The following is a 13,543-nucleotide window of genomic DNA, read 5'->3' as shown; positions in this document are numbered from 1 at the left end:
CCCAGCGTTCGACTACCACTGGTACACCCCGTACACGTCCATGCACTGCCCGGTGTCCGAGCCGTTGATGGCGTCCGCGTTGCCCGGGAGGTCACCGGCCCTGGCCTCGGACTGCTTCGGATACGCCGTCCCGGTACGCCAGTCGGAGCCCACGACGAGGGTGACCCCGGAGACATCGGTCGACTTCTTCACCGAACTCAAGGGAATTCCCAGGGACTTGGCGACGCGCTGGGCGTCACCCTCCAGGTCTGCGCTCGGGTAGCGCACCACGGTCCGGTCCTCGGAGAGGCCCGCCGTCGCGTCCTTGGACGCCTGCGAGAAACCTTTCCGCACGAGCGCCTCGGCGATCGTGCCGGCCCGTCCGCCCACCGGGCCGAGCGTGGAGGTGGCCGTCGCGTTCTGCACGAGGACGCCGATCTCGCCGTCGGGCGCGGAAGGGGCCTTGGTGGCCTGCGCGGTCTTCTTCCCGGCGGAGCTCTTGGCGTTCTTGCCGTTCTTGTCGAGGGGCACGTCGTCGCGGAGCATCTCCCAGAGCTTGTCGGCGTTCGCGCCGTCGGGTACGACGTGGTCCTTGTTCTTCGGGTCCTGGAGGTTCGGCATCGTCACCGAGGTGATGCGGTCCGTCGGCACCGACTTGAGCTGCATGCCCAGGTCGTAGAGGTCCTTGACCGAGCCGATCTCCTCGGACACCTTCAGGGACTTGGTGGCCGCCTCGGCCAGGCCCATCAGCCGCGGGGTGTCGGTGAAGACGTTCTGCCCCTTGAGCGTGCGCATCATCGAGTTCAGGTACATGTGCTGGGCCCTGGCCCGCATCAGGTCGCTGCCCCAGGCGTGCCGGGTGCGCAGCCACTGCAGGGCCTGCTTGCCCTTGACCTTGTGCGTGCCCGCCTTCATCTTCAGCCCGGAGCCGCCGGACACGTCGCGCGTCGGGCGGTCCCACACGTTCTGCTTCACGCAGACGGAGACCCCGCCGACGGCGTCCGCCATCCGCACCACGCCGGAGAAGTCGATCGTCATCCAGTGGTCGATGTAGACGCCGGTGAGGTTCTGCCAGGTGGCGAGCGTGCAGCCGGCGCCGCCGCGGCCCAGGGAGGTGTTGATGATGTCGGTGGTCGCCGGGTACGTCTCGCCGGTGTCCGGGTCGGTGCACTTGGGGATGTCGACGCGGGTGTCGCGCGGGATGCTCACCATCGCCGCGCTCTTGCGGTCCGCGGACAGGTGGATGAGCATCTGCACATCGCCCAGCGGCGGGTTGCCGCGGTTGTCCCTGCTGCCGCCGAGCTTCACGTTCTCGTCGGAGGCACGGCTGTCCGAGCCGATCAGCAGGATGTTCAGCGGCGTCTGCCCGGCCGCGTTGGCCCCGGACTTGCGCGCCTTGGAGTCACCGCTGCTGCGCTCACCCTTGCGGATGTTGTCGTTGAGGTGCTGGAAGTAGAGGTATCCGGCGCCGGCCGTGCCGAGTATCAGCACGGCGAGCGTGGTCGCCGACCATCTCAGCACCCGGTGCTTGCGCTGGGCCCTGGCCCGCCGCCGCCCGTGCCGCCCGGGTTTCTCCGGACCGGGCCCCTGGGCGGGCCGTACATCCGCCCGCGCCCCCTCCTCGTGCACACTGCTGTGCCCCATCCCCTGTCTCCCCACCCTCACACGCCGAACGAACGAAAAGACCTGCCGTACGACTGGTTAGACGCACGACAGGCCTCTTAGGTCACCGCGGAGCCGGCTCTCACTTGGCGCACTCGACCTTGTCGGCCGTGGACTGCTGCACCCCCTCGGGTGCCTTCGTCGCCGTGGTGAAGGAGACCCCGGCGCCCTTGAAGTCCTTGCCGAGGGTCAGGGTCATGGTGGGCAGGCCCTGGGAGTTGGTGACGCTCTTGCCGGGCTTCAGCGCCGAACCGGACAGGCCCATGATGGCCGCGAGGCGCCGCGCCTGGTCGGCCTGGTCGGGGGCGTACTCCAGGGTCGTCTTCGCCAGCGCCGCGTCCGCGTTGCCCGCGTTCTCCGACTTCAGCACGCCCTCCTCGTTCTGGAGGTACTCCAGCTCGGCCTGCGCGCTGCCCGCCACCGCACCGCCGTTGAGGATGCGCACCCGCACCTCGGACGCGGCGGACTTGGTGCCCTTCAGACGGGCCGCCGCCTCTGCGGCCTCCGCGCTCTTGGAGGCGCTCGCCTTCTTCTTGACCTCGGTGAACGACACGTCGTTCTTGATCATGTCGAAGACCGTGGGGGCCGTCTCGTTGTTGAGGACGACCGTCGCCTTCACCTTCTCCGCCGGGTTGTCGACGACCGGCACGGTGGCGAACGTCAGGTTCTTCACGTTCAGCTTGCCCAGCTCCAGGCCGAGGTCCTTCAGCTTGCCGATGCTGTCGAGCTGCGAGTCGACGGTCAGCGCCTTCGTGCCCGCCTCGGCCAGCTTCAGCATCTTCGCCGGGTTGGTGAGCGTGTCGTTCGACTTCAGCTTGCGCATCAGCGCGCTCAGGAACTGCTGCTGCAGCCCGATCCGGCTCAGGTCACCGCCGAAGCCGACCGAGTGCCGGGTGCGCACGAACGCGAGGGCCTGCTCGCCCGAGATGGTGTGCGTGCCCTTGGACAGCTTGAGCTTGGAGTCCTCGTCGTCGATGTCCTTGGCCAGACAGACCTCGACCCCGCCGACCGCCGTGGTCAGCGTCTTGACCGCGTTGAAGTCGGCCACCATGAAGTTGTCGGCCTGGATGCCGGTGAGCTCCGTCACGGTCCGTACCGTGCAGCTGGGGGTGCGCTCGTCCTGGCCGAGGCTGGTGTTGAAGCGGACGTTGTCGGTGCCCGGGATGACCTTGGTGGTGCCGTCCTCCTGCGTGGTCGGGCAGTCCGGCACGTCCACGATCAGGTCGCGCGGGATGCTGAGCGCGGTCGCGTTCGTCCGGTCCTTGGAGACGTGCAGCAGGATCGTGGTGTCCGCGTGCCCGACGCTGTCCTTGTCGCCGTAGCTGCCGTTGCCCTTGCCGGTCCGCTTGTCGGTGCCGATCAGCAGGATGTTGATCGCCTTGTCGGCCTGGAAGCCACCGGTGCTCGCACCGTCGTCGGAGACGGAGGTGATGTTCCCGTTGAGGTGGCGGATGTAGAGGTACCCGCCGCCCGCGGCCGCGACCAGCACGAAGGCCATCGTGCCGCCGGTCCACAGCACCGCCTTCTTCGCCGTCGACTTCTTCTTGACGGGCCGGCGTCCGCGCCGCCCCGGCAGTGGTTCCTCGGGCGGTGCGCCCCGGCGCCTGCGCGGCGGCGGGACGTCCCGGCCGGGGACCACCGGAGTGGTCGTACGGCCGGCGGGCGCGCCCGCCCTGCTCGGGGAGGGCATGGATCTACGGGGACCGGGAACACCCGACTGCGGTGCGGAAGGGGTCAGTCGCAGTTCGTATTCACCGGTGTGCGGGTTGAGTACCCACTGGTCGGCGGGGTCGATTTCGCCCGCCCGCCCACGGCCTTGTGCGTCCACGGTTGCTGAATCCTCCGTCGGCCGGATGCACCGGATCGCTCACACTAGCCGTCCGATTCGCCGACAGGGTACGGCGGTGACGCATTCCACGTCCCTACAACCGGGCAATCCGCCCATTTGCCCGGACACGGCTTCATCGCCTTGGCAAACGCTTTACCCGCAGGTGTCCTGGGCGGCCGTGTTGCCACGGAAGGCGGGGGTCCCGTCGCCGTTCTCAGTTTCTTCATAGGGTTCTTCGTCGTGAGACTGTTCTGAAACCTTCGGGGCTTTCTCCGTCACCTTCACCGGCGCATCCTTGCGCAACCGTTCGAAAAGCCGCCGGGCCTCGGGTTCGACGAGTTGATCACGATTGGCGTCGTAGACATACGACTCCCGCGGCACGGTAAGGAATTGCACCCGCTCGGTGGGGATGTGCCTTAGTCCGCGCACGAGTTCGTACAGTCCGCGCAGACTCGCCAGTGCGGGATCGGTGGTGAGCGAGGAAGTCGCCGCGTCCAGCACGGGATAGAGCTTCACCGGATTCAGCAGTACGTCATTGCTCTGCACCTTGTGGACGAGTGCCCCGAGAAAGCGCTGCTGACGGTCCATCCGGCCGGTGTCGCTGCCGTTGCCGAGGGACTTGCGGGCCCGCACATAGCCGAGCGCCTCCTCACCGTTCAGCGTCACCCGTCCCGCCGGAAGCCGCAGCTTGGCCGCCTTGTCGTCGATCGGTTCGGCGAGGCAGACATCGACCCCGTCGACGGCGTCCACCATGTCCTTGAACCCATGGAAGTCGACGACCATGTGATGGTCCACGCGAATGTTCGTGAGTTTCTCGACGGTCCGGATCGTGCAGGCCGAACCACCCATCTGGAAGGCGTGGTTGAACATCGCGAACATGGGCTCACTGCGGGTCCCGTCCCGCCCCAGACAGGCCGGCACGTCCACCATCAGGTCCCGCGGCAGCGACACGGCGGTCGCGGCCCGCCGCCCCGCGGCCAGATGCAACAGGATCGTGGTGTCCGACCGCGCGGTCCCGGAGTCCCGCCCGTACCGCGCGTTCCCGTCGCCCGACCGCGAGTCGGACCCGATCAGCAGGATGTTCTGCGCGCCCTTGACGAGCGAGGTCGGCCGGTCCTTCTCGTACCGGGCGAGCTCCGCGGCGGCGGCGTCGTCCGCGGTGATGTTCCCGTCGAGCTTGGCGTAGACGGCCCATCCGGTACCGCCGGCCGCCGTGGCGACCACGGCGCCGGCGAGCCCGGCACCGCGCAGCCACCGCCGCCGGCGCCGGCGCCGGCGTATGAGCCCTTCACCGTCGGCCGACGCCCCGAGGCCGGGCCCGAGGCCGTGAGCAGTGTCGGTCACGAGTCGGCCCACCCCTCATGGCGTACGGGTCTGTCCGTACGACCATGACGCGTACCGCTTCCCGGGGGCGGCCGGTACTGCTCCACTCGGGTGACCGCACCCGACGTCCGGCCGTCCGGTCACCGGCGAACGGCCGTGACCCGCTCACTCTCGATCCGCTTGGTGAGCCCTTCCTCGCCCAACTGCTCCAGATGACGGCACAGCACCACGGCCCCCCCGTTGGCGAGCGCCCCGTACAGCCCGGCGTTCAACCCGTCCCACGTGTCGTACGGCAGCCCCGACAGCACGCGATCCCCCGTCCCCTCGGCCCGGGCCCGCTCGACGACCTCCGCCGCGCTGAACTCCCGGCCGGCCACGACCAGCGCGGGCTCGTCCGGATCCACCGGCGCGAACGGAACGAACCGGTCACCCTGGCTCGGTACCTCCACGGCGTAGTCCACGAACCCGTCCGGCGTCTGCGGGAACCGGCCCCCCAGCGGTCGCAGTGCGAGAGCGACCCGTTCCCCGGAGCACGCCCGCGCCACCGCCAGCGAATCCGGCCCGCTCACCACGATGTCCGCCGCCGAAGGGTCGCCGCCCACGTCCGCGACCACCCCCACCGACGCGCACGCCAGCAGCCACACCGCCGTCTGCCAGTGCGCGGGCAGCAGCAGCGCCACCCGGTCGCCGGGTGCCGCGGCGAGGTCGCCCTGGAGGAGGTTCGAGGTCTTGGCCACCCAATTGGCGAAGGTGGCCACGGACAATTCGACACGTTCACCCGTGGCGTCGTCGTAGAAGGTCACCAGGGGGCGTCCGGGGTCCGCGGCGAGCGCGGAACGCAGCAGGTCGGCAGGGGTGCGATCGGTGGCGTTCACCCGCAGAAGCGTACGCGGGCCCGCGGCCGGACACCTCCGCGCGGGGCCACCGGTTCGGCGCAACGGCACCCGACGGCCCGTCAGTTCCCCGATGGACAGATTTATATGACTATGTCCAGGATCGGGAGCATGCGTGGACTTCTTGCTTCCTCGGTCGGCGTCACCTGCGCGGTCGCCCTCGCCCTTCCCCTCACCTCGCCCGCGCTCGCGGCGAGACCGGTGTCCCCGGCTGCCGTGAGACCGGCGTCGGGCGCGGAAGCCCTCGGGGGCACCCAGTCGCTGCCCCTCGCGCCCCTCGCCTCCGGGGACCGCACCCTCGCCCCGGTTGCCGAACAGGGCCTGCCACGCCGGGACGTACGGCACTTCTCCCTCGTGGGCGTCATCTGGGACGACCCGGACGCCGTCCTGAACGGCCGCGTCCAGGTCCGCACCCGAGCGGTCGGCGCCGACACCTGGTCGGGCTGGCAGGACCTGGAGATCCACAACGACGACGCCGCCGACCCCGGCACGGCCGAGCGCACCTCCGGCCGCGTCCACGGCGCCACGGCACCGCTGTGGGTGGGCGACTCCGACGGAGTGGAGGTACGGGTCCGCGCCGAGGCCGACCGCAGGACCGAGGACACGGCCCGCGGGTCCCGTACGGCGACGACGACCGCCCCGCTTCCCGCCGGTCTGCGTCTGGAACTCGTGGACCCGGGGGAGAGCGCACCGGAGCCCACCGGCGAGGAGAGCGCGGCCGGCGCGCCCCGGCGCACTGTCGCACCCCAGCGCTCTGTCGCACCCCGCCCCGCGCCCACCGCCGACCCCGCCGATGCCGACGCCGCCATGGACGCTTCCGAAGCCAACGCCGGTCTCGCCGGTCTCGTCGGCCTCGGCGCCACCGAGATCCCGGCGCTGGACCGGCAGCAGACCGAACAGGAACTGTTCGCCCTGCGTGCGGCGGAGTTGACGGGGCAGCAGCGGGTGAAGCCGTACATCGGGCCGCGCCCGCGCATCGTCACCCGGCACGGCTGGGGCGCCGACGAGGGGCTGCGCGAGCGGACGTTCGTCTACACGAAGAAGGTCAAGGCGGCCTTCGTGCACCACACGGCGTCCGGCAACGGGTACCGCTGTACGCAGGCGGCCTCGCTCATTCGCGGTATCTACCGCTACCACGTCAAGAGCATGGGCTGGCGGGACATCGGCTACAACTTCCTCGTCGACAAGTGCGGAAACATCTACGAGGGCCGGGCGGGCGGCGTGGCGAAGCCGGTCCTCGGCGCCCACACCCTCGGCTTCAACTCCAAGAGCATGGGGATCGCCGTCCTCGGCAGCTACGGCTCCAAGAAGCCGCCCGCCGCCGCGACGAGGGCCATCGCACAACTCGCCGCGTGGAAGCTCGGCCTGCACGGCGCCAACCCCAAGGGCAAGACGTATCTGAAGTCGGGCGGTGGCAACCGCTATCCGAAGGGTAAGAAGGTACGACTGAACGTGATCTCCGGTCACCGGGACGGCTTCGCCACGGAGTGCCCCGGACGGCAGCTCTATCGCAAACTCGGATCCACCCGCACGACAGCCGCCCGTCTCCAGGGCCGTTGACGGTCGGTTCGTCCCACCCGTTTCACCGCCGTCGGGGGGCAGGCGCGAATGCCGCACGGCCGCCGAAGGTGCAGCACAACGGTCTGCATACACTGGCCGGTCGAAAGGCAGTTCGGGCCGGTCCCGGCAGGAAGCGGAGACGACAGGTGACAGAAGCGATCCTCCTGGTCGGCGGCAAGGGCACGAGGCTGCGGCCCCTCACGGTGCACACCCCGAAGCCCATGGTCCGCGCGGCAGGCGTCCCCTTCCTCACCCATCAGCTGGCCCGGGCCAGAGCGGCGGGCGTCGACCACATCGTCCTCGCGACGAGCTACCTCGCGGAGGTCTTCGAGCCCTACTTCGGCGACGGTTCGTCCCTGGGGCTCCACCTCGAGTACGTCACCGAGGAGGAGCCCCTCGGCACGGGCGGCGCGATCCGCAACGTGGCCGCCCGGCTGCACTCCGCCCCCGACGACCCGGTCCTGATCTTCAACGGTGACATCCTGACGGGCCTGGACATCAGGGCGCTGGTGCGCACGCACGAGACCACGGGCGCCGACGTCTCCCTCCACCTGACGAAGGTGACGGACCCCCGGGCCTACGGACTGGTCCCCACCGACGACACGGGCCGGGTCCTCGCCTTCCTGGAGAAGCCCCAGAGCCCCGAGGAGATCGTCACCGACCAGATCAACGCGGGGGCGTACGTCTTCCGCCGCTCGGTCATCGACACGATCCCGCAGGGCCGCCCGGTCTCGGTCGAACGCGAGACGTTCCCCGAACTCCTGTCGGCCGGAGCCCACCTCCAGGGCATGGTGGACTCGACGTACTGGCTCGACCTCGGCACCCCCGCCGCCTTCGTCCGCGGCTCGGCGGACCTGGTCCTCGGCCGGGCCCCCTCCCCGGCGGTACCCGGTCGCTGCGGCGACCGCCTGATACTGCCCACGGCGAGGGTCGCCGCCGACGCGAAGCTGACGGGCGGCACGGTGGTCGGCGAGGGCGCGTACATCGCGCAGGGCGCGAGGGTCGCCGGCTCGACGATCCTGCCGGGCGCGGTGATCGAACCGGGCGCCGTCATCACCGACTCCCTGATCGGCACCAGGGCCCGCGTGGGCGAACGCTCGGTCCTCACCGGCACGGTCATCGGCGACGGCGCGATCATCGGCGCCGACAACGAGCTGAGGGACGGCGCGCGGGTCTGGTGCGACGCGCAGATCCCGGCGGGAGCGGTCCGCTTCTCGTCGGACCAGTGAATCCGGACATCCAGCCCCGACGGCGCCCCCACACCGGTCACAACCGCCCGATGTCTCCCCGGGTCATCTTCGGCGCCCGCCTGGGAGGCGTACGCCCACTCAGCAGGATCAACCGAGCCGCCCGATGCCGCTGCCCCGCATACGGCTCCAGCAGCGACAGCATCGCCGCGTCATCCGCGTCCCGGTCCCCGGCGAGCGCGAACCCCACGATCCCCGGCAGATGCAGATCCCCCACGGTCACCGCGTCCGCCGCGCCGTGACTGCGCTGCACCACCTCCGCGGAGGTCCACGGCCCCACCCCCGGCACGACCTCCAACCGGGCCTGCGCGGCGGCCGGAGACATGCCCACCGCCTCCTCCAGCCGCGCGGCCACCCGCACGGCCCGCAGGATCGTCGAGGCCCGCTTGTTGTCCACCCCGGCCCGGTGCCACTCCCACGACGGAATCAACGCCCAGGTCCGGGGCGCCGGCATCACCCACAGCCGCCCACCCGCCGCGGGCCCGGGCGCCGGTTCCCCGAACTTCCGCACCAGCATCCGCCACGCCCGGTACGCCTCGTCGGTGGTGACCTTCTGCTCCAGCACGGAAGGGATCAACGACTCCAGCACCAGCCCGGTCCGCGTCAGCCGCAACCCCGGCCGCCGATGCCAGGAATGCGCCACGACCCGATGCCGGGGCACGAAGGCGGAAGGATCGTCCGCGGCCCCGAGCAGCTCCGGCAGCCGCGAGAGCAGCCACTCGCCCCCCGGCCCCCACGCCTCGCCGCGCACCTCACCGCCGTACACGCACACCCGCAGGGTCCCGGGCCCGGCGGGCGTACGGCTGGCCCGCCACACGGACCCGTCCGGAAGAGCCCAGAAGGTGGGATCCGCCGGCCCGCGCCGCAGCGCCCCGAGCACCAGCCCGAGATCGACGGGCCACCCCGGCGTCCACCTCCGCACCAGCGGGGCCTGCACCGGCGCCGCTTCCCGCCGCGCGGCGGGCACGACGACCTCCCCGCCGCGCGTGGTCGTACGCGTGGGTCGCGGAGCGAAACGTCCTGCCACGAGTGAAGTCCTGGGATACGAGAGGAACCGGGGGAGCAGCCCTATGAGACTAGGCGCAAGCAGAGGCCCACTACCGCACCTCGATGAAGCTCCCCGCGTCCCGCTCCGGCCGGGGCCGGGGCTCCTCCGCCGGATGCCCCACCGCCACGGCCCCCATCGGATCCCAGTCCTCCGGCAGCCCCAGCACCTCCCGCACCACATCGCGGCAGAACATCGTGGACGACACCCACGCCGACCCCAGCCGCTCCCCGGCCAGCGCGACGAGGAAGTTCTGCACCCCCGCCCCCGCGGCGACGACGAACATCTCCCGCTCGGCCGCGTCCCGGCGCACATCGCCGTACGTGTGCGAGCCGTCCATCACCAGACAGGGCACGACGAGATACGGCGCCTTGCGCAGCACGTCCCCGCGCCGCACCCGCTTGGCTATGGACTCCTCGGACTTCCCGTCCCGCCGCAGATCGGCGATCCAGGCATCCCGCATGGCGTCCAGCAGCCCGGTCCGCGAGGACTCGGACTCCAGCAGCACGAACCGCCACGGCGTCGTGTGGTGCGGCGCCGGCGCGGTGACGGCCGCGGCGACAGCCCGTCGTACGGCTCCGGGGTCGACGGGCTCGTCCGTGAAGGCCCGTACGGTACGGCGCTGGGTGACCGCCTCCCGGACCGCCTCCGAGGTGCCCAGCCGGAACATGTCGTCACGCGCGTGGCGCACCATGGCCCGCGCCCCCTCCCCGTGCCTCTCGGCCACGACATGCGCCAGCCCGCGCACGACGGCGACGGGCAGTCCGGCGGCCTTGCCCTTGACGAGATCACCGGCGGCGGCCAGTTCGTCGGCCGTCGCGACGACGGTCGCGCTCAGCGGATTGCCGTACGCGTCCGTCCCGCCCCGCAGATCGTCCAGCACCCGCACCCCGGCGGCGCCGATCGCGACATCGGTGAGCCCGGCGCGCCAGGGCCGCCCGAAGGTGTCGGTGACGAGGACCCCGACGTCGACCCCGAGGGCGTCCCGCAGCCCGTCCCGGATCGCCCGCGCGGACGCGTCCGGGTCCTCGGGCAGCAACAGCACGGTCCCCGAAGGGGTGTTGGAGGCGTCCACCCCGGCGGCGGCCATCACGAGCCCCTGCCGGTTCTCCACGATCCTGAGCGGCCCGCGCCGCGCCACGACCCGTACGGTCTCGGCGTCGATCGCGGCCTCCCGGTCACCCGCCTCGACGACCCGCCCCTCCGCCTTGGACACGATCTTCGAGGTGACGAGCAGAACGTCCCCGTCCACAAGCCCCGGCTCGGCGGCGGCGATCAGCTTGGCGAGATCGTCCCCCCGCGCGACCTCAGGCAGCCCGGAAACGGCCCACACGCGGTAACCCCCGCCCACCGCGCCACCGACAGCGTCGGACCCGGCCCCGTCGGTCTCGCGGCCGGCCCCCTGCGCCGAGCCGTCCCCCGACCCACGCCCGGCCCCGGCCACCGCTTCCGGCGTCTCCGCCGCGCCCCGCGTCCCCTGCGACGCCTCGCCGCTCACGCTCCGCGCACCTCCTCCGCCAGCTCCAGGGCCTCCTGGGCCATCCGCGCGGTCGCGTCGAGGTCGGTCATCATCAGCGGTACGGCCCGGCAGCGGATGCCGGCCGACTCGATCCGCTCGACCGCGCCGGCGTCCACGGTGTCGACGAGCCAGCCGTCCAACAGCCCTGAGCCGTAGTGCTCGGCGACCGCCGCGGCCGTGGACTCGACGCCGACCGCTGCCAGCACCTTGTCGGCCATGCCGCGCACGGGCGCGTCCCCGACGATGGGGGACAGGCCCACCACGGGCACCCCGGCCTCGGCGATCGCCTCACGGATCCCGGGCACGGCGAGGATGGTGCCGACGGACACGACGGGGTTGGACGGCGGGAACAGCACGACGTCCGCCTCCGCGATCGCCTCCAGGACCCCCGGCGCCGGCTTGGACTGCTCCGCGCCCACCGGCACGACCGCGTGGGCCGGCACGGACGCCCGCAGCCGCACCCAGTACTCCTGGAAGTGCACGGCCTTGCGCTCACCGTCGACCTCGACCGCGACATGCGTCTCGACCCGGTCGTCGGTCATGGGGATCAGCCGCACCCCCGGCTTCCACCGGTCGCACAGCGCCTCGGTCACCGCGCTCAGCGGATAACCGGCACCGATCATCTGCGTCCGCACGATGTGCGTGGCGAAGTCCCGGTCCCCGAGCCCGAACCACTCGGGCCCCACCCCGTACGCCGCGAGCTCCTCCTTGAGGTGGAAGGTCTCGTCGGCCCGCCCCCAGCCCTGCTCCTCGTTGATGCCGCCGCCGAGCGTGTACATCACCGTGTCGAGGTCCGGGCAGACCTTCAGCCCGAAGAGGTGGATGTCGTCCCCGGTGTTGCCGATGACCGTGATGTCCGCGTCCGGCGCGGCCTGCTTCAGACCACGCAGGAAACGGGCACCACCGATGCCGCCTGCCAGAACCACGATTCGCATGGAAGCCAGTCTTGCAGGCGGGTACGGCATCGCGTCACGCGGTTACGGCGTCCACCTCGTCGTAGGACTCACGGGCGGTGCAGGCCGTGTACATCGGCATCTCCGTCAGGCCCGGGTAGTAGACGTGCAGGCTCACCGCCGGCTCCAGCGCGTCGTTGACGACCTCGTGCACGTACCCCGGCGCGAACACCCGCTGCCCTCCCGCCCCCAGCGTGCGCGTGCCCCGCCCGGTCCGCTCGGTCAGCGCGCCCTCCAGGACGGTGAGGACCCCGGAGGAGCGGCCGTGGTCGTGCAGCCCGCTGCCCTGACCGGGGACCCAGGACAGCAGCCACACCTCGTAGCCGGGCCCGGTACGCAGCCGGTGGTACCAGCGGCTCGTCGCGTCGTACTGGACGAGGTGCGCCCACTGCGAGCGGTCGGCGGCGAGGGAGCGGGCGAGTCCGACGAAGTCGGCGACGGTGGCCGGGTGCTCACTGGGGGCCTGGAGGAGGTGCGGGACCTCGAGGAGGTCGCCGGCGATCTGGAGGTCGTTGTCGCTGTTCATGGGGCGCGGTGGTCCTCGGCGAAGAGTGGGGGCTGGCTGGGTGTCGCGTACCGTCCGCCCGGATCACGGGAAGACAGGAATGCCCTGGTGCGGGCGGGGCACAAGCAGCCGAGTCACGGTGGACTCAGGAGCAGCCGGAGCGCGATGGGCTCAACAGCTGGAACAGCAACAACAGCTACAGCGAGCGCGGGCAGCACCGTGGGACCCGGCCGTGCGGGTCGAGGTGAGCGCCAAGTTCGCGAGCATGCCCACAAGGACAGCGGCTCACACCTTCACTGTCAACTCGACACCCTGGAAGTGGGACATGTTTCACCTCATCCGGTCCATCGCCATGGTGAAAGGTTTGTGCAGGCGTCGACCGGGACACATGGCGCACAACCGGGCGCACGGGCCGTGAGTGCACCGCGACTTCCCCGGGTGCGTACGGAACGAGTTCGAACTGACGGGCGTCCTTCCCTGCACAGGTCCCAAAAGCCTGGCGCGGCTCGGTAGCCCTCTCGGGTCTCGTCTGCCTGTCAAGGTTTATGCCGATTTGAACACTTTCAGCTAGGCCTTGGTTCCGCAGAGTGAATAAGGGGCCCAATAGCAGATCTCGGCTTGACTCGCCCGGAGCAGCACACTTGTAATTTCACTCGTGTCGTTCAGCCGAAATCGGTAACGGCCGTCACACGGGGACGCGAAGACAGACGAGGGGCGCACATGACCGAGCTGGTGCAGCAACTGCTGGTCGACGACGCGGACGAGGAACTCGGCTGGCAGGAGCGCGCACTGTGCGCCCAGACCGACCCCGAGTCCTTCTTTCCCGAGAAGGGCGGCTCCACCCGCGAGGCCAAGAAGGTCTGCCTCTCCTGCGAGGTCCGCTCCGAGTGCCTCGAATACGCCCTCGCCAACGACGAGCGCTTCGGTATCTGGGGCGGCCTGTCGGAACGCGAACGCCGCCGGCTGAAGAAGGCCGCCGTCTGAGGCGAGGCTGGCTCCACCGCACTTTCCGTACGCAACCGAACGGCC

General features: G+C 70.9%; 11 protein-coding genes. 3 read left to right on the top strand and 8 right to left on the bottom strand.

The window, feature by feature from the left end; genetic code table 11:
• Positions 1 to 12: 12 nt before the first annotated feature.
• The 4 genes from ACZ39I_RS23655 to ACZ39I_RS23640 form a co-directional block, all read right to left on the bottom strand.
• Entirely contained in the window at positions 13 to 1,623 is a 1,611-nt protein-coding gene (locus ACZ39I_RS23655) for an LCP family protein (RefSeq protein ID WP_467246289.1), read from the bottom strand.
• A gap of 100 nt (positions 1,624 to 1,723) precedes the next feature.
• Positions 1,724 to 3,469 (bottom strand): LCP family protein, encoded by a 1,746-nt coding sequence (locus ACZ39I_RS23650; protein WP_467246288.1) that lies wholly within the window; start codon positions 3,467 to 3,469, stop codon positions 1,724 to 1,726.
• Positions 3,470 to 3,622: 153 nt separating this feature from the next.
• A complete protein-coding gene (locus ACZ39I_RS23645; RefSeq protein WP_467246287.1) occupies positions 3,623 to 4,813 on the bottom strand; it encodes an LCP family protein in 1,191 nt (396 codons plus the stop codon).
• A 119-nt stretch (positions 4,814 to 4,932) separates the two neighbouring features.
• Positions 4,933 to 5,667: a TIGR03089 family protein gene (locus tag ACZ39I_RS23640; RefSeq protein WP_467246286.1), complete on the bottom strand. Its 735-nt coding sequence runs from the start codon at positions 5,665 to 5,667 to the stop codon at positions 4,933 to 4,935.
• Between the two features lie 129 nt (positions 5,668 to 5,796).
• Here ACZ39I_RS23640 and ACZ39I_RS23635 point away from each other — a divergent pair, with 129 nt between their 5' ends.
• Positions 5,797 to 7,245: a peptidoglycan recognition protein family protein gene (locus ACZ39I_RS23635; protein WP_467246285.1), complete on the top strand. Its 1,449-nt coding sequence runs from the start codon at positions 5,797 to 5,799 to the stop codon at positions 7,243 to 7,245.
• Between the two features lie 146 nt (positions 7,246 to 7,391).
• Positions 7,392 to 8,474, top strand: a complete 1,083-nt coding sequence (gene manB / locus ACZ39I_RS23630; protein ID WP_352388124.1) for a mannose-1-phosphate guanylyltransferase — start codon at positions 7,392 to 7,394, stop codon at positions 8,472 to 8,474.
• A gap of 37 nt (positions 8,475 to 8,511) precedes the next feature.
• On the opposite strand, the gene ACZ39I_RS23625 is transcribed toward manB, so the two are convergent.
• The 4 genes from ACZ39I_RS23625 to ACZ39I_RS23610 form a co-directional block, all read right to left on the bottom strand.
• Entirely contained in the window at positions 8,512 to 9,519 is a 1,008-nt protein-coding gene (locus ACZ39I_RS23625; RefSeq protein WP_467246284.1) for a DNA-3-methyladenine glycosylase family protein, read from the bottom strand.
• Positions 9,520 to 9,589: 70 nt separating this feature from the next.
• The gene (locus ACZ39I_RS23620) at positions 9,590 to 10,888 is read right to left on the bottom strand and encodes a coenzyme F420-0:L-glutamate ligase (RefSeq protein WP_467246932.1); all 1,299 of its coding nucleotides are present in this window, start codon (positions 10,886 to 10,888) and stop codon (positions 9,590 to 9,592) included.
• A gap of 143 nt (positions 10,889 to 11,031) precedes the next feature.
• Positions 11,032 to 11,991, bottom strand: a complete 960-nt coding sequence (gene cofD, locus ACZ39I_RS23615; RefSeq protein ID WP_451476586.1) for a 2-phospho-L-lactate transferase — start codon at positions 11,989 to 11,991, stop codon at positions 11,032 to 11,034.
• A 34-nt stretch (positions 11,992 to 12,025) separates the two neighbouring features.
• Positions 12,026 to 12,535, bottom strand: a complete 510-nt coding sequence (locus ACZ39I_RS23610) for a cysteine dioxygenase (RefSeq protein ID WP_467246283.1) — start codon at positions 12,533 to 12,535, stop codon at positions 12,026 to 12,028.
• A gap of 699 nt (positions 12,536 to 13,234) precedes the next feature.
• On the opposite strand from ACZ39I_RS23610, the gene ACZ39I_RS23605 reads away from it, so the two are divergent.
• The gene (locus ACZ39I_RS23605) at positions 13,235 to 13,498 is read left to right on the top strand and encodes a WhiB family transcriptional regulator (RefSeq protein WP_003990679.1); all 264 of its coding nucleotides are present in this window, start codon (positions 13,235 to 13,237) and stop codon (positions 13,496 to 13,498) included.
• The last annotated feature ends 45 nt before the right edge of the window (positions 13,499 to 13,543 follow it).

Source organism: Streptomyces sp. NPDC024687, from assembly GCF_055559055.1.
The sequence above is the reverse complement of the archived record's forward strand: the minus strand, read 5'-3'. Positions and strand labels throughout refer to the sequence as shown.